The organism is Ohessyouella blattaphilus, from assembly GCF_024721265.1.
GTDB lineage: Bacteria > Bacillota > Clostridia > Lachnospirales > Lachnospiraceae > Aequitasia > Aequitasia blattaphilus_A.
The window spans coordinates 16,790-36,921 of record NZ_JAMXOC010000009.1; the positions used below are offsets into that span (position 1 = coordinate 16,790).

At 44.9% G+C, this 20,132-nt stretch carries 17 protein-coding genes, 2 tRNA genes and 1 other annotated feature; of the genes, 1 reads left to right on the forward strand and 18 read right to left on the reverse strand.

Annotated elements, in window-relative coordinates; all coding sequences use genetic code 11:
- Nucleotides 1-3 precede the first annotated feature (3 nt).
- The 9 genes from NHH16_RS07475 to NHH16_RS07515 all read right to left on the reverse strand — a co-directional run bounded on the left by NHH16_RS07475 (nucleotide 4) and on the right by NHH16_RS07515 (nucleotide 5,600).
- Nucleotides 4-420 carry a Mini-ribonuclease 3 gene (locus NHH16_RS07475; RefSeq protein WP_262068968.1) on the reverse strand — a complete coding sequence of 139 codons (417 nt, stop codon included), beginning with the start codon at nucleotides 418-420 and terminating at the stop codon, nucleotides 4-6.
- The gene (cysS, locus tag NHH16_RS07480) at nucleotides 405-1,811 is read right to left on the reverse strand and encodes a cysteine--tRNA ligase (protein WP_262068969.1); all 1,407 of its coding nucleotides are present in this window, start codon (nucleotides 1,809-1,811) and stop codon (nucleotides 405-407) included. Before cysS ends, NHH16_RS07475 begins: the two co-directional genes overlap by 16 nt.
- Nucleotides 1,812-1,814: 3 nt before the next feature.
- Complete coding sequence (gene epsC / locus NHH16_RS07485; protein WP_262068970.1) at nucleotides 1,815-2,465, reverse strand: serine O-acetyltransferase EpsC; 651 nt, start codon at nucleotides 2,463-2,465, stop codon at nucleotides 1,815-1,817.
- Nucleotides 2,466-2,523: 58 nt separating this feature from the next.
- Nucleotides 2,524-2,744, reverse strand: a binding site (T-box leader).
- A 37-nt stretch (nucleotides 2,745-2,781) separates the two neighbouring features.
- Nucleotides 2,782-3,531, reverse strand: a complete 750-nt coding sequence (aroD, locus tag NHH16_RS07490) for a type I 3-dehydroquinate dehydratase (protein WP_262068971.1) — start codon at nucleotides 3,529-3,531, stop codon at nucleotides 2,782-2,784.
- A gap of 14 nt (nucleotides 3,532-3,545) precedes the next feature.
- Nucleotides 3,546-4,544 carry a GNAT family N-acetyltransferase gene (locus tag NHH16_RS07495; RefSeq protein ID WP_262068972.1) on the reverse strand — a complete coding sequence of 333 codons (999 nt, stop codon included), beginning with the start codon at nucleotides 4,542-4,544 and terminating at the stop codon, nucleotides 3,546-3,548.
- On the reverse strand, nucleotides 4,529-5,065 hold the full coding sequence (gene ispF, locus NHH16_RS07500) for a 2-C-methyl-D-erythritol 2,4-cyclodiphosphate synthase (protein WP_262068973.1): 537 nt from the start codon (nucleotides 5,063-5,065) through the stop codon (nucleotides 4,529-4,531). Before ispF ends, NHH16_RS07495 begins: the two co-directional genes overlap by 16 nt.
- A gap of 3 nt (nucleotides 5,066-5,068) precedes the next feature.
- Nucleotides 5,069-5,335 carry a hypothetical protein gene (locus tag NHH16_RS07505; RefSeq protein ID WP_262068974.1) on the reverse strand — a complete coding sequence of 89 codons (267 nt, stop codon included), beginning with the start codon at nucleotides 5,333-5,335 and terminating at the stop codon, nucleotides 5,069-5,071.
- A gap of 83 nt (nucleotides 5,336-5,418) precedes the next feature.
- Nucleotides 5,419-5,492, reverse strand: a tRNA-Met gene (locus tag NHH16_RS07510).
- Nucleotides 5,493-5,527: 35 nt separating this feature from the next.
- Nucleotides 5,528-5,600: transfer RNA gene (locus tag NHH16_RS07515), tRNA-Val, on the reverse strand.
- Between the two features lie 152 nt (nucleotides 5,601-5,752).
- On the opposite strand from NHH16_RS07515, the gene NHH16_RS07520 reads away from it, so the two are divergent.
- Nucleotides 5,753-6,610, forward strand: coding sequence for a LysR family transcriptional regulator (locus NHH16_RS07520; RefSeq protein WP_262068975.1), 858 nt, complete (start codon nucleotides 5,753-5,755; stop codon nucleotides 6,608-6,610).
- Here NHH16_RS07520 and NHH16_RS07525 read toward each other — a convergent pair.
- The 9 genes from NHH16_RS07525 to NHH16_RS07565 all read right to left on the reverse strand — a co-directional run bounded on the left by NHH16_RS07525 (nucleotide 6,603) and on the right by NHH16_RS07565 (nucleotide 20,122).
- On the reverse strand, nucleotides 6,603-10,343 hold the full coding sequence (locus NHH16_RS07525) for a phosphoribosylformylglycinamidine synthase (RefSeq protein WP_262068976.1): 3,741 nt from the start codon (nucleotides 10,341-10,343) through the stop codon (nucleotides 6,603-6,605). The genes NHH16_RS07520 and NHH16_RS07525 overlap by 8 nt on opposite strands.
- Before the next feature lie 83 nt (nucleotides 10,344-10,426).
- Nucleotides 10,427-11,140, reverse strand: coding sequence for a TIGR01906 family membrane protein (locus NHH16_RS07530; RefSeq protein ID WP_262068977.1), 714 nt, complete (start codon nucleotides 11,138-11,140; stop codon nucleotides 10,427-10,429).
- Entirely contained in the window at nucleotides 11,137-13,509 is a 2,373-nt protein-coding gene (locus NHH16_RS07535; protein WP_262068978.1) for a helicase C-terminal domain-containing protein, read from the reverse strand. The genes NHH16_RS07530 and NHH16_RS07535 overlap by 4 nt, the downstream gene beginning before the upstream one ends.
- Before the next feature lie 38 nt (nucleotides 13,510-13,547).
- Nucleotides 13,548-14,315 (reverse strand): TIGR03915 family putative DNA repair protein, encoded by a 768-nt coding sequence (locus tag NHH16_RS07540; RefSeq protein ID WP_262068979.1) that lies wholly within the window; start codon nucleotides 14,313-14,315, stop codon nucleotides 13,548-13,550.
- The gene (locus NHH16_RS07545) at nucleotides 14,290-15,627 is read right to left on the reverse strand and encodes a putative DNA modification/repair radical SAM protein (RefSeq protein ID WP_262068980.1); all 1,338 of its coding nucleotides are present in this window, start codon (nucleotides 15,625-15,627) and stop codon (nucleotides 14,290-14,292) included. Before NHH16_RS07545 ends, NHH16_RS07540 begins: the two co-directional genes overlap by 26 nt.
- Before the next feature lie 123 nt (nucleotides 15,628-15,750).
- Complete coding sequence (locus NHH16_RS07550; RefSeq protein ID WP_262068981.1) at nucleotides 15,751-16,587, reverse strand: Mrp/NBP35 family ATP-binding protein; 837 nt, start codon at nucleotides 16,585-16,587, stop codon at nucleotides 15,751-15,753.
- A gap of 27 nt (nucleotides 16,588-16,614) precedes the next feature.
- The gene (locus NHH16_RS07555; protein ID WP_262068982.1) at nucleotides 16,615-17,565 is read right to left on the reverse strand and encodes an ornithine cyclodeaminase family protein; all 951 of its coding nucleotides are present in this window, start codon (nucleotides 17,563-17,565) and stop codon (nucleotides 16,615-16,617) included.
- Entirely contained in the window at nucleotides 17,566-18,963 is a 1,398-nt protein-coding gene (locus NHH16_RS07560; protein WP_262068983.1) for an MATE family efflux transporter, read from the reverse strand. It abuts the gene before it with no gap.
- Nucleotides 18,929-20,122, reverse strand: a complete 1,194-nt coding sequence (locus NHH16_RS07565; protein WP_262068984.1) for an iron-containing alcohol dehydrogenase — start codon at nucleotides 20,120-20,122, stop codon at nucleotides 18,929-18,931. Before NHH16_RS07565 ends, NHH16_RS07560 begins: the two co-directional genes overlap by 35 nt.
- Nucleotides 20,123-20,132 lie beyond the last annotated feature (10 nt).

Genomic DNA, 20,132 nt, shown 5'->3' on the forward strand with positions numbered 1-20,132 from the left:
TGATTATTTCTCCTTCTGTTTTTCCATTAAGCTGGCTAAACCGATTTCCACTAATTCAGAAATCCGCTCGTATTTCCCCTGTAGGTACAGGTAGCCCACTAAGGCTTCAAAGCCCGTGGCTCTCCGGTAATCCGTAACGCTCTGGTTTTTCGCTGGTGATACACTTTTGGTGTTACGTCCTCTTTTAAAGACTTCTCTTTCCTCATCGGAGAGCAAATCCTGAAGGGTGCGCATCATTGTACTTTGAGCCGCAGCATTTACCAAATGGCTAGTATCCTGATGCAACTTTTTCACCTGCTTATTTCCCGCTCGAATTATTTTAGTCTTGATAATCAAATCATAGACACTATCGCCGATAAACGCAAGAGATAAGGGAGAATATTCATTAACATTTAACTCTTTTTCTATTTCTTTTTCCATTTGACTCCTTCTCTAGTATCTTCAAGAACGATTCCGGCAGCTAAAAGCTCGTCACGAATCTCGTCCGCCCTATTAAAGTCCTTATTCTTTCTGGCTGCCTGTCGCTCGGCTATTAATTTCTCGATATCTTCTGCTAGAATTTCCTCTTCTTTTAGAACAACAATCCCTAAGACATCACTTAATTCCACTAAAAGCTTAAGAAGCGCTTCTGTATACTCCTTAGAACTTTCCCCGTCAGTATTGCTATTGGCAAATCGCACCAATTCGAAGACCGCCGAGACAGCATCTGCCGTATTGAAATCGTCATCCATGGCCGCTTTAAAAGCGTCTTTATACTTCATCGCAGCTGTTAGCTGCTCTTTCTCTTGGGCTGTCATCTCGGTTACTTTAGCATGTTCACTAAGGAACTTAAGGTTGGCAGCACCGTTTACAATACGCTCAAGGCTCGTTTTCGCCGCTTCCATCAGCTCTGCGCTGAAATTAAGGGGACTACGATAATGAGCGCCTAGCATAAAGAAACGTAGAACTTGAAGGTCGTACTCCTTAGACACCTCGCGCACCGTTCGGAAGTTTCCTAGTGACTTGCTCATCTTGCGATTATCAATGTTAAGGAAGGCGTTATGAAGCCAATATTTAGCAAAGGTCTTACCGTTAGCGGCTTCACTTTGAGCAATCTCGTTTTCATGATGGGGGAAAATCAAGTCCTCGCCACCAGCGTGAATATCAATTTCTTCACCTAAGTAACGCTTTGCCATCTCTGAACATTCAATATGCCATCCTGGACGGCCGTCGCTCCAAGGACTCTCCCAGGCTGGTTCTCCTTCTTTTTTTGGTTTCCAAAGCACAAAATCAAGATTATCTTCTTTCTCATCTGCACCCGTCACCTTTAAATCCCGTTCCCCTGAGCGTAGCTCATCTAAGTTACGGTGAGATAATTTGCCGTACTCATCGAAAGCCCTGGTTTTATAATAGACGGTACCGTTCTTTTCGTAGGCATACCCCTTGTACACTAAGGTCTTAATCATCTCCACCATTCCCGAGATTTCTTCTGTGGCTTGGGGATGAGTCGTGGCTGGCTTAACATTCATCATCGCCATATCCTTCTTACATTCTTCTATATACTTCGTGGAAACATCCGTTGCCGATACGCCCTCTTCCTTAGCCCGGTTAATAATCTTATCGTCTACATCGGTAAAGTTTGAGACGTAGTTCACTTCATAACCACTATATTCGAAATAGCGACGCACCGTGTCAAAGACAATCATCGGTCTAGCATTACCAATATGAATATAGTTATAAACCGTGGGTCCACACACATACATCTTGACTTTCTTCTCTTCTAAAGGCACAAACTCTTCTTTACTTTTCGTTAAGGTATTGTATACTTTCATCTTCTATTTTTCCTCGCTTTCTACTTTTTTAAGCTGCTTTTTTAACTTCTTTATCTCTTTATCAAGGCGACTGATTTCATTGCTAATTGGATCCGGTAAATCCACCTGATTCATATCCGATCTCGGCACACTGACACCGCCCTTTTTCACAATTCGTCCTGGCACACCAACGACGGTACAATTCGGCGGCACCTCTTTCAGCACCACGCTACCGGCGCCTATCTTACTGTTGTGACCAATAGTAAAAGAGCCGAGAATCTTTGCCCCTGCACTAACCATTACGTTATCTTCTAAGGTTGGGTGGCGCTTTCCCTTTTCTTTTCCCGTTCCCCCAAGGGTCACCCCTTGATACAAAGTGACGTTATCGCCAATAATCGTCGTCTCTCCGATAATCACCCCACTACCGTGGTCGATAAAAAGCCCCTTACCAATCCGAGCCCCCGGATGAATCTCGATTCCCGTCTTGCGCACTCCTCGCTGAGAAATCCACCGAGCCAAGAAATAATGACCTCGCAGAAAGAGCTTATGTGCTACCCGGTAGCGCAAAATCGCTTTGAAACTAGGATATAAAAACACTTCCATACTAGAACGAATCGCCGGGTCCCGTTCTCTGATTACCGCTATCTCTTCTTTTACATACGATATAATACCCATATCAACTTCTCCTATCCGACCGAAAGCATCACACTAAAAAACTCGCTTCTAGATACTATCTAGAGGCGAGTTATCCCGCGGTTCCACTCTAATTTAAAAGCTTTGTCGCTTTCATCTCCTTTAACGCGTAACGTGCGTTTTGACGTATTCAGCTACTTTTCCTTCACCGAATCGACTCCCGAAGGCACTTCACAAACTTTCTGTTTAAGATTACTCTCAGCCAATGCAATCTCTCTCTGGAAACTTCCTTTTTGCTACTCTTTCGTTCACAGTCTTTAAGTTAACACTATTTCCTTAGATTTTATAAGATAATCCCTTACTTGTCAATCATTAGCGCTTTCATTTCCTCAATGGAGATTTGCCCTGGGGCGCTTTCTTCTCCAATGCTGGCAAAAGTCATACACGAAGCAAATCTCTCTGGATAGATACGGCTTTCAAGGCCCAGATCACCCATAGCAATGGCTACTAAAGGAGCATTCTTCATCCGCTTATCCGCTTCGATTACGGCCTTTTTAAGTCGGTCTACATCGCCCTTTTCAAGAGGCATATAAGCCACTTTGCAGATATCTGCTCCTAAATGGTGCATAATCCCTAGGCGCTCGATAATATACTCTTGCTTCGGCGTTTTACGGAAGTTGTGATTAGACAAAATCGTCATAACCGCATGCTCTCTAGCACTGCGCATAATCTGACTCACCGCTCCCGACATGCCAAAGGCCTCGATGTCCACCAAATCCACGGTCTTGCTTTCGAGAATCTCTTGGTAAAGGGTACAATACTCTTCCGTAGACATATCGCCCTTTCCCCCTTCTTCTATCGTTCGATAGGTAAAGATAAGTGGCATTTCCCCGAGAATCTCCCTCGCCTCACCTAGGAGTTCTAAGACGTCTTCGATATGTCTTACGTTCTCAAAATGATCGATCCGCAGCTCTACTAAATCCGCCTCTGCCGCTACACATTTCTCAAGCGTTGCCAGAATTTCTTCCTTCTTTTTTCCCACTACCGGCACACAAATCTTGGCCGGCCCTCTTCCTAACTCTAACTCTCGCACTTCAATATACTGCATAATCCTCCTCAGAATCAAACTACTTCATCAAGCATTATTTCTTTAAGGGGAATAATCTTTTCTAATTCCCCCTTAAGGCGCTCGCTTAAACTCACTCCCTCTTGCTCCGCCAGTTCAGAAACGCTCAGGGCACCAAATACAAAGCCACAAAGAACGCCAATCGGAATTACACCCTCACGGTTTTCCCTAGGACTCTCCATCAACATACATCCTGAGTATTCCGTCCCGGTAATCGTCAGGCAGAGATTATTCTCTTTTATATCATTATCCACGACTTCAAAACACAAAGCAACTAGACTTTTTAATTTAAGCAAAGACAAAAGTCGCTTAACGTCTAAAATCCGAATCATAATTACCGTCTCTTTAAACCCTTCACCGGCTAACAAAATTCCCCCCTTTAGGATTTTGCCATCCGCTTTTTTCACTAGCAACTTACCGCCGTCACTAGCGTATTCCTTAAGCAGACGCTGATAATACCTTTCGCTTCGTACGGTATAGACCTGATAACGCTCTTTAAAATAGGTGTTTGCCTGCTCTACAAGAGTCGGAATCTCCTTATCTGTAAGGGCTTCATAGCCTTCTGTGCGCGCAGTCTCCCTAGACAAATATTCCCACTTCTTACGGTACACCGTGTAAAACTCATAGGGCGAATAAATCGCTTCCGCTACCGGCATTAGATACGTAATTAGCTCGCCTTCACGTCTAAGGTCGGCCATCACCGTTTCTAAAAGCTTTCGCATATACCCCCGGTGACGATATTCCTTTGCTGTTGCTACTGCCACAATGTAGTGGATTGTGCAAGGGACTCCGCCAATCATCGCCGCATACGGATTAAGATGAATCATCGAAACAATTCGGTTATCTTCTTCAATTACATAAATACTGTTATCAATTACCTTTTCCTGATAATAGTAATCCACAAAGCTCGCACTATCCTCAGGAAATACTGACTCGTACAGTTCTCTTGTACGCTTATGTTCTGAAAGTGCTAATTTTCTTACTTTTTCGGACATCCTGCACACCCTCCACAGCCACCGCTACCGGTTTCAAAGCTATACGTATCCAGCGTTTCTAAAAGCGCAATCGCTTGGGCGCTAATGCCTTCTCCTTTGCCGGTAAAGCCTAAACCTTCTTCTGTTGTGGCCTTTAGATTCATCTGTGTTTCCTCAATTTGTAGCGCTTCTGCTAACACTTTTTTCATCTCCGCTAAATAGGGAGCCATCTTCGGCGCCTGAGCAATAATGGTGGCATCGATATTCCCTATAAAGAGATTGCGCTCTTCTAGCATCTTGGCCACTTCACGAAGAAGCATCACGCTATCTGCGCCTTTATATCTCTCATCTGTATCAGGGAAATGCTTACCGATATCCCCAAGACCAGCGGCTCCTAAAAGGGCATCCATAACCGCATGAGTCAATACATCTGCATCCGAATGTCCCAGCAAACCCAACTCATAGCGAATCTCTATCCCGCCAATAATTAGCGGCCGCCCCTCACAAAGCTTATGAACATCATAACCTAATCCTACGCGCATGATTTATTCCTCGCTTTCGTCGTCGACTTCTGCCTCTGCTTTTGCTTCCGGCTCATCTTTAACTTCGACCGTCGGTTGACTATCCTTATCTCTTTTGTATTCCCGGTATGTAAATGCTAAGATCACGACCGCAATCACTACAAAAGCCCCACCAAAGCCATAGCCCATCAATTGATTAGGACTCTCGCCACGAATGGCTTTAATAAACAAGTCACTGCCTAAATACAAAAGATAAACGGAACCGATAATTCTAAAGATATATGTTCTCATACAAATCTCCTTATCTTCGCTCAAAATAGAATTTGCGTTACATAAAATAGTGCGACCCTCTTATTAGAGAGCCGCACCAGTAGTAGCGGGAACTGGATTTGAACCAGCGACACTACGGGTATGAACCGTATGCTCTAGCCAACTGAGCTATCCCGCCATATGAAATTCTAACCAAAGCATAACTTTGGTAAATGGGACCAATAGGGCTCGAACCTATGACCCCCTGCTTGTAAGGCAGGTGCTCTCCCAGCTGAGCTATGATCCCATATAATTGCGGGTCGTTATCGCTGACCCGCTTTGCTATTATACTATTTGATTGCCAGTGATGTCAACCATAAAATGAGCATTTTTTATCGATTTTACAAACTCATGGAAACAAGTTATAATTACCTCATCAATTATAAGGAGCACTAATATATGGAAGTTAATTATGAACTGTATAAAGTCTTTTACACCGTTGCCAAGCTCTTAAGTTTTTCCGAAGCGGCTAGCGAGCTTTGCCTTTCCCAATCGGCCGTCAGTCAGTCGGTAAAGGCCTTAGAAACTAAGCTTGGCAAAACCCTCTTTGCTAGAAGCACGAAAAAGGTTAGCCTGACCGGTGATGGCGAGCTTTTAATGACCCATATCGAACCAGCGATCGAATTTATTAGACGAGGCGAGGAAATTCTGTTAGACGAAAGCGCTGGTCGGATTCGCCTAGCCGCTAGCGATACCATCTGCCGTTACTTTCTCGTTCCGTATTTGAAGCGTTTTCATAAGCGCCATCCCGGTGTTCACCTGCAGATTATCAATGCCACCAGCGCTGGTTGTCTCGAGCTTCTTAAGAAGAATAAAGTGGATTTAATCGTCATCAACCATACAAAGGAAAATCATCTAAGCCCTTACGATGCCCAAGTGGTAAAAGAATTTCAGGACGTCTTTGTAGCTGGTAGTGAGTATCAAGACCTAAGCACTAAGACCCTTACTTTTCACACGCTTCAAGAGCAGGGTCTGCTAATGCTTGATAAAAACAGCACCACTAGCGCTTTCTTACACAACGAGTTTCAAAAAAACGGCCTTGATTTATTGCCAGCCATCGAAATCAGCAGTAACGACCTCCTGCTAGACCTAGCCAAAATCAATCTTGGCATCGCCTTTGTACCTGACTACTGCCTAAGTGGAAACGATAAGGGCTTATTCGTCTTAAAGACAAAAGAACGACTGCCAACCAGACAGTTAGCAGTCGTCTATAACCCTCTTCAAACCAATGAATTAACTAGGGATTTGATTATTTAAAATACTTAACACCAGACTCAAAGATCTTTAAATCTTGCTCACCGTAGATATTAATCGCTACGCTTCTATCCCGGCGCTCAGAGTGAGCCATTTTTCCTAAAATACGACCATCTGGGCTGGTGATACCTTCAATTGCCCGGTAAGAACCGTTAACATTCCATTCGCTATCCATAGTAACCCGTCCTTCTAGGTCGCAGTACTGGGTAGCGATTTGTCCGTTAGCCGCTAATTTGTCAAGCCACTCCGTCGTCGCTACAAAACGTCCCTCACCGTGAGAAGCTGGATTGGTGTAGACATTGCCTAAAGTCGCTTCTTGTAACCAAGGCGATTTGTTAGACACCACCTTCGTATAGACCATCTTTGAAATATGGCGACCGATGGTATTGTACGTAAGCGTCGGTGACGAGGCATCCTGTCCCGTGATCTCACCGTTTGGTAATAAGCCTAGTTTAATCAGGGCTTGGAAACCGTTACAAATTCCCAGGATTAGGCCGTCTCTTTCATTTAATAGACGACTTACACTGGCTTTAAGCTTCTCGTGCTTGCAAGCGGTAGCAAAGAATTTGGCTGAACCGTCTGGTTCATCACCAGCGCTAAAGCCACCAGGGAACATCACGATTTGACTGTTGTCAATGGCTCTTGCAAAAGCATCCAGGGATTCCGTAATATCCGCCCCACTTAAGTTCTTAAAGACAATGGTTTCGGTAGTGGCACCCGCTCTTTTAAAGGCCTTTGCCGTATCGTACTCACAGTTGGTACCAGGCATTACTGGAATAAACACCTGTGGTTTTGCCACTTTATGCTGGCAGATATAAATATCCTTCGCTTCGTATAAATCGCTAGGAACACTGTCTTTACTGGCTTCCTTAACAATCGAAGGAAAGACTTTTTCAAGCGTTCCTTCCCAGCTTGCTAGCGCTTCTTCTAGGGAAATACTCACTTCTTTATAGGTAAACGCCTTCTCAGCCGTCACTTCACCGATTACTTGGTAAGCCCCTTCACTACCGGATGCCACTTCTAGCACCAAGTCGCCAAAAGCTGGCGCAAAGAGCTCTTTTTCGCTCACGGCTTCGTCTAGCTTAACTCCTAGTTCATTACCAAACGCCATCTTTGCTAAGCCCGCAGCCACTCCGTGACGGTCTAGTGTATAAGCAGCAACTACTTTACCTGCGCGCATATCCGCCAGCACTTGATCATAGAGAGCCATCAATTCGTCGTACTTCGGTAGGTCGTAACCATCCTTTGGAACGGACACCCAGACCAGCTTATTACCAGCTGCCTTCAGTTCGGGAGAAACGATCTCCTTTTCCACACCGGTGTCTACAGCAAAGGAAACTAAGGTTGGCGGTACATCAATCTCTTCAAAGGTACCAGACATACTATCCTTACCACCGATGGATGGTAAACATAAGCCCATCTGGGCGTTATACGCACCGAGAAGCGAGGCAACTGGTGTTCCCCAGCGCTTAGGATCGTCTTTCATCCGCTTAAAGTACTCCTGGAAGGTAAAGCGAATCTTCTTGTAGTCACCACCGCAAGCCACAATTTTTGATACGGATTCCAGAACGGCATATACGGCACCGTGGAAAGGACTCCAAGCCGATAGATAAGGATCGTATCCATAACTCATCATGGTCACCACATCGCAGTCCCCATCAAGGACTGGCAATTTCGCTACCATCGCTTGGGTTTCTGTCCGCTGATACTTGCCGCCGTGAGGCATAAATACAGAACTCGCTCCAATTGAACCGTCAAACATCTCAACTAAACCTTTTTGAGAGCACACGTTAAGATCTGCTAGGACGCTCAGCCACTTTTCTTTGACGTCCGTCACTTCTTCGGCTTTAAATATAGATTCTTCTTTATTCGGAACCAGCACGTGAGCAGTAGTCTCTTGATGAGCACCGTTGGTATCAAGGAATGCCCTTGAAAGGTTAACAATGTCTTTTCCGCGCCAATTAAGAACTAAGCGAGGAGTCTCCGTTACTACGGCCACTACTACCGCTTCTAAATTCTCCTGAGCGGCATAGCCCATAAACTCATCAACGTCTTGCGGGTCGACCACCACGGCCATCCGTTCTTGGGATTCGCTAATAGCGATTTCGGTTCCATCAAGACCGGCGTATTTCTTCGGTACTTTATCCAAATCGATTTCTAAGCCATCTGCTAATTCACCGATTGCCACGGATACACCACCGGCACCGAAGTCATTACATTTCTTGATTAAAAAGCTTACTTCTTCTCTTCTAAATAACCGCTGAATCTTACGCTCTGTAGGCGGATTTCCCTTTTGTACTTCGGCGCCGCTTTCCTTTGTCGATTCTTCCGTATGTACCTTCGAAGAACCGGTAGCACCGCCGATTCCGTCGCGACCAGTGCGGCCTCCTAAGAGGACAATAATATCTCCCGGGTCTGAGGTCAGACGACGAACGGCTCTTCGCGGAGCCGCGCCCATTACGGCGCCGATTTCCATCCGCTTGGCCACATAATCAGGATGATAGATTTCTTTAACTAGCCCCGTTGCTAGACCAATTTGGTTACCGTAAGAGCTATATCCATGAGCGGCCTCTCTAACGATTTTCTTCTGAGGAAGCTTTCCTGGTAAAGTCTCTTTAACCGATACGGTAGGATCTGCCGCTCCCGTTACCCGCATAGCTTGATAGACGTAAGTTCTTCCTGATAAGGGGTCGCGAATAGCACCGCCAAGACAGGTAGCCGCACCACCAAAAGGCTCAATTTCCGTAGGGTGATTGTGGGTTTCATTCTTAAAGTTCACAAGCCACTCTTCTTCTTTGCCGTCTACCGTAACCGGTACCACAATACTACAAGCATTGATTTCATCCGACTCTTCCTGATCTTCTAGCTTGCCTTCCTTCTTTAGCTTGCGCATCGCCATTAAAGCCAAATCCATCAAACATACGAATTTGTCTTCCCGACCGGCAAAGATTTCACTGTGGTCTTTCAAATACTCTTGGTAAGTCGCTTCCATCGGCTCATTGTAGTCGCCCTCACCGAAGGTAATCTCGGTAAGTTCCGTCGAAAAGGTAGTATGACGGCAATGATCTGACCAGTACGTATCTAAGACCCTGATCTCCGTCATGGAAGGGTCTCGCTTCTCTTCCTGGGCAAAATACTTCTGGATATGCAAAAAGTCCTTAAAGGTCATGGCTAACCCTAAAGAGTCATAGAGTTCTTTAAGCTCTACTTCTGGCATCTTACTAAAACCATCAAAGATGATCACATCTGCTGGTTCGTTAAAAACCGTGTCTAAAGTCTCCGGCTTTTCTTCCTGGGCTTCTCTTGAATCCACCGGATTGATGCAGTGGCTCTTAATCGCTTCTAATTCGCTATCTGAAAGATTTCCCTTAAGTACGTAAGTGGTAGCCGTCTTTATCACCGGCTGTTCCGATTCTTTAATAAACTGCACACACTGCACCGCCGAATCGGCTCTTTGATCGTACTGACCCGGTAAAAATTCAACAGAAAACACCGTTTCCTCAGCACTCTTTGGAAGCTCCTCAAGATAAACTTCGTCTACAGGTGGTTCTGCGAACACGCCGCTAACCGCTGCCTTAAAGACATCATCGCTAACATTTTCCACATCGTAGCGAATCAGGACACGAACTCCTTCTACACTCTTAATGCCTAAGTAACTTTTGATTTCTGCCTGCAAATCCTTAGCCGCTACAGCAAAGTCTTGCTTTTTCTCAGCATACACTCTTTTTACACTCATTTACGTTCCTCCGAATTTTGCTCAACAATGAATCGTTCCGTTTAATCGTAGCATAGCCATCTTCATTAGTAAAATTAATATATCTAATCTGATTTATTACTAGTTCTTATGTTTTTATAAAATCTGCGCAGAAATCCGATAATCACTAAGGTAACCGCCATTAAGGCACCAAAAGTAACCCCAATTCGCAGAAGCATATCCGCAAAAAAACCTTCTGGAAGCATCCGAATCATATAATCCTCCGCGGGATCAAACATCCACAAATCATTCGTAAAGAAGATTTCGTGAAAGATCGTAAAATACTTAGTGAAGTCAGTGGCAAAGAGAATGCCGATTATCCCTGCAGCAATTAAGACAGCTACAAACGCTCTAATAAACCCTTTAAATAAGACGCTACCTAAATCCGCTTTTCTTAGTATCAGCACGGCCACCAGCGCTAACGCCACTACCGCCGCCCAATTACGCAGCTTTAGGCCACCTAAGAATAATACCTTTACATCCGCCATATGGAGGCGATCTTGTTCGTTAAAGAAATCCTGCTCTTTCCCCTCTACCATGGTTGTAATCGACAGTTCTTCTTCCCTGTCAATCAGATAATCCATCATCTGTACTGTAACCTTCATCACGTCTTCAAGCTTCATTCCCAGACTACTGGTGACGTCGTATTTTTCGTACTCTGTACGGTAAAATTTATACTCTGAGTCACCATAAATCGCCAATTGGAAACTGGAAATTAAAATTGTAAATATAAGTAGCACCATGGCCAAAAAGGCCACTACATTTTCTATTTTTTTCAAGATGTCTCGCCCTCCCAAAATTCTTCTAGCTGCTTCGTCACATCCTCTAGGCGACAGGGCTTAATATCCTGCCACTCCCGGGGAAAAATATCCTGGTATTCCCGTCTTCCAAAGCGCTCGTCCAAGAGTAAGATTACCCCTCGATCAGCCTCGGTACGGATAACCCTTCCCGCTGATTGCTGAACCTTATTCATGCCCGGATAAAGATACGCATAATCAAACCCTCTGCGACCGTTCTGATCGAAATACTCCTGAAGGAGTCCCCGTTCTCTGCCAATTTGAGGAATTCCAGTGCCAATTACAATCGCCCCTACTAACTTATCTTCTACCAGATCGATACCCTCCGAGAAAATCCCGCCCATAACGCAGAAACCGATAAAACTATTCTCCCGTACCTCTTCAAAATTTTCTAAAAAGATTTCCCGAGATTCTTCAGACATGAAAGAGGACTGTAGCGCATATTCCACTTCGTCAGAAACTAATTCTTTAAATTCTTCATAAACTGCGTTCATAAACTGATAGGACGGAAAGAAGGCTAAGTAGTTGCCAGCGTAAGAAGCGGCTACTTGGATGATGTACTGAGCGTATTTGCGGTACATCGCAGGCCCTCTTTTACTATACTTTGTGCTCACATCCATCCCTTGTAAAAGCAAGCGCTTACTCCTATCAAAAGGGGAATTCACGTAGATCGCATAAGCTTCCTTATCTTGGTTCAAAAGCTCTTTATAATAATAAATAGGCAAAAACGTGGCGGAGAAGAAGATCGTCGCTCGCCCTTTCGACAAGTACGACTCTAACATCCTGGCTGGGTTTACACAGAAAAGGTGAACCTTAAAGCTTCCTTCTTTTAACACCTCGCTGTAAATCAAATAATCCTCATCTAAATGCTCATAAATATAGAGAAAATTACGAATATTAAAGTAAAACTCTAGAATCTCGTCCTCGATCTTCTCATTTCGGTGGTCCTCTAGGTAGCGATCCATCTCCAGTAAAAGCTTCGTCACCGTTAGATATAAGTCATTGGCATTGGGAAGCACCTGGTAATCCTCGCACTCTTTCCGAAGACTCAACAGCTTTTTATTACACCCGTCCAAAACCCTATAAAGCTTTACATCATCCTTTACCTTACGGCGAATCTTTAGCACATCTTCTTTTACCAGTTCGCTACTATACATGCTCCTAGCTCGCTCCACTAAGTTATGGGCTTCATCAATCAGAAAAATATAATCGCCGCTAACCCCTTCCCCAAAGAAGCGCTTTAAGTGAGCATTGGGGTCGAACACGTAATTATAATCACAGACGATCAAATCAAACCACAAGGAAATATCTAGACCTAACTCAAAGGGACATACCTTCCACTTTTTGGCATGCTCTTCCAAAACCTCCCGACTCACCACCTCTAAAGTGGTAATTCCGTCGTAAACGGCGTCATTAATTCGGTCAAAATGCCCCTTCGCATAGGGACAATTATCTGGATTACACTCACACTCTTCCATCAGGCAAATCTTCTCCTTGGCGGTAAGAGCAATCGTCTTATATCGCAGCCCTTGCTCCATCAGCAAAGTAGCCGCCGAAGTCGCTACCGTTCTCGTTACGGTCTTTGCTGTCAGGTAAAATATCTTCTCACCCTTGCCCTCACCAGTGGCTTTGACTGCCGGAAAGAGCGTCGCCATGGTCTTTCCTACACCGGTAGGCGCTTGAATAAACAAGCGCTTTTCCTGAGCAATGCTGCGGTACACCGACACGGCTACATCCCGCTGTCCTTCTCTATAATCATAAGGAAACTCTAAGCCCTTGATGGATTCATTGCGCTCCTCTTCGTGATCAATACGAAAAAGCGCCCATTTTTCATAGCGCTTTAATAAGCCTTTCATCCAGTCTTCTAACTCCTGAAAGGCATACATCTCGGTGAAACGACGTATTTCTTCTGTCTCCATCTGACAATAGGTCATCTGCACCCCGATTTTCTCGTATTCACTTTGTCTACCATATATATAAGCATAACACTTCGCCTGGGAAAGGTGCTCATGGGCCGGCGCTTCGATGCTTGCAATATCTTTTGATATCCCCTTAATCTCATCTACCCAAATCTCGCCATCTTCAGTAAAGATACCATCGGCTCGGCCCTCAAGACTCAGTTCAAAAGCATCAAAAGAAAAGGTCTCTTTCAGACTGACCTCAGGGGTATAATGAGAGCCCATGCTCTTTTGAATCTTACGATGGATTTTGGCACCAAGCTGCATGGCATCCATATCCACACTCCCCTGACGATTATCTAAATCCCCTTCCTTTTCCAAAAATTCAACTAAGTGACGGACAGATATTCTGATTAGTGGTTTCTCTTTTTGTGATATCTCAATTTGGCTCATTGCTTAAGTATAGCGTGATTGGCTATTCACGTCAAAGGTTAACAAAATTCCGTCATATTCCCGCGATACCACAAAGGCAAATGTTGCATTTGACACCGTCTGTTCTCTCGCTCTTTAATAGCGATTGAAGAGACAAAGTCTTTCCATAAGGCGCTATAAACCTGCTCTTCCGCCGAATATTCGAGAGTGGCTTCGGCAAAGCCAAATTCATCCTGAACCAGCACCCACTGCTTTTTCGCTTCCTTTACTACAAACATTTTATGGGTCTTATCGTAGATCATAAAATTCTCTTCTGGAAAACGATCGGCAAAGTGGGGCGCTATACAAGAAAGCACCTGATTCTTCGGAGTGATTTTGGCATATAGCACCCCGTTTGCAAGCTCGCCAAAACGAATAAACTCGGTTAAGTTATGGGCTTCGCCACCAACATTACGACTCAGATAAAAAAGGGTATGGACATAAGGATTACTTAAGTGATCCATTATCTTTTTACTATCCGTTAATTCCTTAGCCGCAGCAATGGTTCCCAGAATCGTTTCGCCCTTCTTTAAGTCGAAAGAAAGACAAGCCTGATAGATATCGTGATAAGCAGCATATCCTAAATACCGCTTAATCATCCCTTCTACAGCTAACGCCTTTTTATTGCTTTCTTCCGTATCCAGATACTCACAGAACAGCGTTACCTCATCATCACCGGCAATCTGAATCCCAGCTTCTTCTTTTCGATTCTTGGTAAGCCAGGCGTCGTGAATTCCCGAGAAAATCCCTGTAACCGTATCACTACAACGATAAACTTTTTTTAACATCTGCTATCCCTCCAAAATTAACATCATCAAATAAGGACATTTGGCGATACGTCATCCCATCTGCACTTATCCCCGCTGGCAATCGCTCCTTGGTATTTAAGAGATTTCGAGAAATATAATCCTCATCGATCTTTGTCGGATACATCATCTTGCCATTACAGGTGATAAAATAAAGTGCCCGTTTTAAAACAATGCCGATCTTCTTTAAATCATTAAAATCAAGTGTGCCCAAACGCCTCGCTTTCACGATACGCGTTGCTGAAGTATAACCAATCCCCGGGACTCTAAGCAGCATATGATAACTGGCTGAATTAATTTCAACCGGAAAATGTCCTAGGTTCTTAAGTGCCCAGTTACACTTCGGATCAAACAAAACATTAAAGTTCGGTTCCTCCTCAGATAAAATTTCTGAAGCCTTAAACTGATAGTAACGAAGGAGCCAATCCGCCTGATATAGGCGGTGCTCTCTAAGAAGCGGCGGTCCTTCCCCGGTACGCGCCGGTAGGTTCTTATCTTCGTTAACATGGACAAAAGCCGAATAAAACACCCTTTTAAGCTGAAACTTCTGATACAAACTCTCTGTCACTTGCAAAATCTGATGGTCGCTCTCCGGTGTCGCCCCGATAATCATCTGGGTACTTTGTCCACCGGGAACAAACTGGGGCGCATTGCGATACGTAATAAGCTCTTGCTTACTCTCTAGAGACTTATTCTGAATAAGGCGCATAGGCTTAAGAATCGCCTCTCGTGTCTTATGAGGCGCTAAAAGCTTAAGGGATGTTGCTGTTGGTAACTCCAAGTTAATGCTCATACGGTCCACTAGAAAGCCAATTCGTGTAATCCACTCCTTTGATGCACCGGGAATCCCCTTAACGTGAATATAACCTTGAAAGTTATGCTCGTTACGCAGCTTATAGATGGTCGCGTAAATCAGCTCCATCGTATAGTCGGGACTTCTCATCACGCCTGAGCTTAAAAAGAGGCCCTCAATATAGTTACGGCGATAAAACTCCATGGTCAACCGGCAAACCTCATCTGGCGTAAAAGACGTCCGCTTCACATCGTTACTGCGTCGGTTAAGGCAATACTTACAGTCATAGACACACTCGTTAGTAAAGAGAATCTTTAAAAGCGAAATGCATCTTCCATCAGAAGAGAAGGAATGACAAAGACCTGCCACCTTAGTGTTCCCCATACCGGTACCATTGTTCCTCCGCTCTACGCCACTAGAAGTACACGCCACGTCATATTTTGCTGCATCTGTTAAGATATTCAACTTGTCATTAAGGCTCATTTCTTCTTGAATTCGCATGCGGACTCCCCTCCCCTTTGCCTTCGTTTCTTTAATTTATTATACCAAACACACGTTCGATTGGCAAGCAAAAAAAAGAGGACCGTAACACTTTACGTCCTCTTTTACCTAAACTTTCTGTAACTATATTAACTTTTCCACCCCGTCAAGATAAGGCACTGACACTTCCGCGAACCGTTCTTCTTCCACCAGCTCAGCGATGTTAGCATCGATTGGTACTTTTGCTAAGATGGGAATCTTGTGCTTCTTGGCTAGCTCTTCAATCTTACTTTCACCAAAGACCGCGATTTCTTTGCCACAATCTGGACATTTCAAGTAGCTATAATTTTCTACTAAGCCTAGGACAGGAACATTCATCACCTCTGCCATGTTAATCGATTTTTCTACTACCGAGCGAACCAGATCCTGGGGAGAGGTAACGATAATAATACCGTCGATTGGTACCGTCTGGAACACCGTTAAGGGCACATCACCCGTTCCTGGTGGCATATCGATGAATAGATAATCTAAGTCACCCCAGACTACGTCTTTATAGAACTGCTGAACCACTCCCGTGATAATCGGGCTTCGCCAGATAACCGGGTCCTCTTGATTTTCTAGCAGCAAATTGATGGACATTATTTTCGTTCCGTCGCTAGTGACCTCGGGAATCATGCCCTCTTCATTCGCCATTGCTTTCTTATGGATTCCATACATCTTCGGGATGGAGGGACCGGTAATATCCGCATCCATAATTCCTACTTTCTTACCTAGGGTTTTCATCCGCTTAGCCATTAAAGCGGTTACCATAGATTTACCTACACCGCCTTTACCACTAACGATGGCAATGGCGTGCTTTATCTCGGTGCTAGGGCCCGTGACTAGCTTTTCAGGGCCTTTCATCTGCTGTTCTTGTCCGCAATTGCCAGCGCTAGCGCAGCCCTCGCAATCGGATGGTTGACATTCTTTTTCTGTACTCATTTCTGATTTACTCCTCTACTTTCCTAATTATTTACTTGCTTTGTTTAGTAAACTATTGGCTACGCAGACATCAAATAGTGCCATGCCTACGGATTTGAAATACGTTGTTTCTCCTTCAGTTATATCCCTTTTCGCTGGCGATTGCAAATACTGATCCATTAGCACCACGTTTTCTTTCTTTAGGGCGCCACTAGCTAAGGGGATGCTTAAGTCGCCACTTTCTTCCATCGCGTAAGGAAGTTCAATATACACCTTATCCACTAATGCGAAGATCGCATCCGGAATCTCCCGTTTATCTGGGGTATAAGAGCCGATAGCCACGATACATTTGCCTCTAAGAAGCTCTTTATCGTCGGGCAGGATTGGCTCTTTCGCTAACGTGGTAGTGCAGATAATATCGCTTTTTGCTACCAACTCGCGAATATCCTTGATAACCGTAATCGTTACATCCTCGCGACCGATGGCCTTTTGTAAGCGATTGATGTATTCGCTTAAGTCCTTTTCCCGGTGGTTATACAGATATACATCCTTAATATCCCGGGCGTAACAAGCGTAATACGCCTGGTAAAAACCTTGAGTCCCCGTCCCGCAGATACCCACACTCCTGGCATTCTTCTTTGCCAGATGGCGAATCGCCACGCCCCCTACGGCCCCGGTCCGATAAGCGGTAACCGCTTGCCCGTCTAAGAGCGCCCGGGGCGCTCCCGTCTCGTAGTCATTCAGTAGCACCACTCCGTCAATCGTCGGTAGCGAAAGCTTCCCATTATCAGGAAAAATCGAGAGAATCTTCGTCCCGATAATCTCATCGGTGATGTAACAAGGCATATACATCATCGTCTTGTTTGCATCCTCCACCGTGGGCCGCTCCGGCATAAAAAACTTACCGCTGCCAAAAATTCGATACGCATTCTCGATTTCATCCATAATTTCATTGGGATCGACTAAGCGCTCAATCTCTTCTTTTGATATCACCTTCATTTAACTAATCTCCTCTCTCGTAACATTGTGTAACCATTTATATTGAAAGTACCGCTTTAGACAAATCGGTACCTTAATAACTTCATCACTTAAAAGAATTACGTAGACTACCGGCACGCTCCACTTAAAGACGAAGGCCGCTAGAAAACCGATCAAAATCGAACAACACCACATAGAGAGCACATCGATAATCAGACCGAACTTGGTGTCGCCGCCTGAGCGAAAGACCCCTACCACTAAAGTCGAGTTAATCGCCTGACAAAGGGCAAAGTAGCTCATCACGTAGAACATAAAGGTAAGATACCCCTGGGCTTCTTCTCCAAGGGCCATATTGGCCGCGATAAAAGGACGAATAGCGAGTACTAAAAGGCCACCTAGGAATCCCAGAATGACACTGATTTTCAGGAATTCATCCCCGTATTTTTTCGCTAATTCCGTGCGTTTTTCCCCGATGGTTTTACCTAGCATAATCGCCGCCGCATTAGATACTCCAAAGGCGATAACCATGGCCAGTTGCCGGACAACCTGGGTAATCGAATTGGCGGCTACCGCCCCACTTCCCAAGTGACCGATAATCGCCGCATTCGCCGAGGTGCCCAGCCCCCACATCAATTCGTTGAGCACTACCGGTAGAGAGTACTTCATAAAATCTCGAACCAATAGCGGATCTAGCTTAAAGAGATAGCGAATCCGTACCCGCACCTCCCGGTTCTTAAACTTTGCGTAAAAGAAGACGATGGTAATCTCCACAATTCGAGCCACCAAAGTACCGATAGCCGCTCCTCGTACCCCCATCTTGGGCAGGCCAAAAAGTCCGAAGATTAGCACAGCGTTAATGGTTACATTGGTAATAAACGATGCCAGATAGACAAAGGTGGCGATAAGCACACGCTCGGTGCTCCGAACAATATATAAGTACACCTGAGTAATGGATACCAATACGTAAGAAATGCCCACAATCCTTAGGTATTTGACACCTTCGGCGATAACCTCTGGGTCATGGGAAAAAATTTGCATCAACAGCTGGGGAATGCAGAGGGCAGCTAGTGTAAAGAGGATGGCCACCCCGATTCCAAAAAGAAGTGCCATTCCCATAATCTTTTCAATTGCTTTCGTATCCTTCTTCCCCCAGTACTGAGCCGTTAATACCGTGGCTCCACTAGTAATCCCCATCAAAATCAGCAACATAATAAACTGTACCTGATTCGCTAAAGACGCCCCCGATAAGACCTTCTCGCCGACCCGGCCGAGCATAATAACATCGGCTCCCGTAATCCCTACGTTAATTAAATTTTGCAGTGCCATCGGCACAATCAAGGCCAATACTTGGCCATAAAATATTTTGCGGTTAAAATCTACCCGCTTAGATTTCTTCGTTTGCTTTAGTGTAAATTTCATATGCTTTCTGCGCATTGATTATTTCCAAGGACCCCAACAACCTCGTATCCTCGAAAGTCGCCTTAGCGGCAAGTTTTCTTAAGTCCCCATCCGAAAAGGCACCCATTCCCAGCTGAGTCAATCTAATCGGCATATCTAAACTACTAAAAAACTGCTCGGTCTCTATAATACCTTTAAGCGCAGCCTCCTCATCCTCTTTTTCTTCTACTCCCCAGACTTTTCTGGCATAGCTAGCAAATCTAGGAACATCTAATTTATATACCGTTCTCGCCCAAGAGCTCCATACCGCTGATAGGGAAGAACCGTGTGTTGTATCATATAGCGCACTTAGGGCGTGTCCCAAACCGTGAACGGCAAAGTCCTTTGGTCTGCCAAGCCTTGTAATCCCATTATGAGATAGAGAACCACTCCACATCAGTTCGCTCATCGCCAGATAATCCCCTGGTTTTTCATAGGCAAGTCGCCCGTTACGCACCGTATTTCGCATGACCCCTTCCGCCAGTTCATCCGTCATCTGGTTCAAATCACCAGAGACTGGAGTAAAATACCCTTCGACGGTATGCATAAAGATATCAACGGCTCCATTGGCTACCTGGTACTTCGGCAATGTTAGCGTTAGCTCAGGATTTAGAATAGCAAATGCCGGACGGTTAAGCTCACTACTCAAACCTCGCTTCACCTTTGTTTCTTCATTGGTTAATACCGCCGAATCGCTCATCTCACTGCCGGCAGCCGGAATGGTCAGAATACACCCGTGACGTAGCGCTCGCTCTGGTACTTCTATGCCTAACCAGTACTGCCAAATATCTTTTCGCTCATTAGCGATGCCGATGGCAATGGCTTTTCCCGTATCAATCACGCTGCCACCACCGATAGAAAGGACAAAGTCGACACCTAACTCCAGACCTTTTTCAATTCCCGTAATGGCGTGGCCAAGGCGCGGGTTCGCCACCACGCCGCCAAAGAGTACGCAGTCTATATTAGCTTCTGTTAGAAGCGACGTTACCCGGTCTAAGAATCCACTTTCTTCTATCCGCTTACTGCCGTAAACAATTAAAACCTTCTGGGCTCCTCGCTTACCAAGCTGGGCGGCTAAAGAATCTTCTGCCCCTCTACCAAACACGATTTCCGTAGGTAGGTTAAAAATAAAATTCTCCATAAATAATCTC

Bases quoted from the DNA above. Each gene is read 5' to 3' on its own strand.
- NHH16_RS07520 (WP_262068975.1), top strand. From the start codon at position 5,753: ATGGAAGTTAATTATGAACTGTATAAAGTCTTTTACACCGTTGCCAAG.
- NHH16_RS07535 (WP_262068978.1), bottom strand. From the start codon at position 13,509: ATGAGCCAAATTGAGATATCACAAAAAGAGAAACCACTAATCAGAATA.
- NHH16_RS07565 (WP_262068984.1), bottom strand. From the start codon at position 20,122: ATGGAGAATTTTATTTTTAACCTACCTACGGAAATCGTGTTTGGTAGA.
- NHH16_RS07505 (WP_262068974.1), bottom strand. From the start codon at position 5,335: ATGAGAACATATATCTTTAGAATTATCGGTTCCGTTTATCTTTTGTAT.
- NHH16_RS07555 (WP_262068982.1), bottom strand. From the start codon at position 17,565: ATGAAGGTGATATCAAAAGAAGAGATTGAGCGCTTAGTCGATCCCAAT.
- ispF (WP_262068973.1), bottom strand. From the start codon at position 5,065: ATGCGCGTAGGATTAGGTTATGATGTTCATAAGCTTTGTGAGGGGCGG.
- NHH16_RS07545 (WP_262068980.1), bottom strand. From the start codon at position 15,627: ATGCGAATTCAAGAAGAAATGAGCCTTAATGACAAGTTGAATATCTTA.
- NHH16_RS07550 (WP_262068981.1), bottom strand. From the start codon at position 16,587: ATGAGTACAGAAAAAGAATGTCAACCATCCGATTGCGAGGGCTGCGCT.
- NHH16_RS07525 (WP_262068976.1), bottom strand. From the start codon at position 10,343: ATGAGTGTAAAAAGAGTGTATGCTGAGAAAAAGCAAGACTTTGCTGTA.
- cysS (WP_262068969.1), bottom strand. From the start codon at position 1,811: ATGAAAGTATACAATACCTTAACGAAAAGTAAAGAAGAGTTTGTGCCT.
- NHH16_RS07475 (WP_262068968.1), bottom strand. From the start codon at position 420: ATGGAAAAAGAAATAGAAAAAGAGTTAAATGTTAATGAATATTCTCCC.
- NHH16_RS07560 (WP_262068983.1), bottom strand. From the start codon at position 18,963: ATGAAATTTACACTAAAGCAAACGAAGAAATCTAAGCGGGTAGATTTT.
- NHH16_RS07495 (WP_262068972.1), bottom strand. From the start codon at position 4,544: ATGTCCGAAAAAGTAAGAAAATTAGCACTTTCAGAACATAAGCGTACA.
- NHH16_RS07540 (WP_262068979.1), bottom strand. From the start codon at position 14,315: ATGTTAAAAAAAGTTTATCGTTGTAGTGATACGGTTACAGGGATTTTC.
- epsC (WP_262068970.1), bottom strand. From the start codon at position 2,465: ATGGGTATTATATCGTATGTAAAAGAAGAGATAGCGGTAATCAGAGAA.
- aroD (WP_262068971.1), bottom strand. From the start codon at position 3,531: ATGCAGTATATTGAAGTGCGAGAGTTAGAGTTAGGAAGAGGGCCGGCC.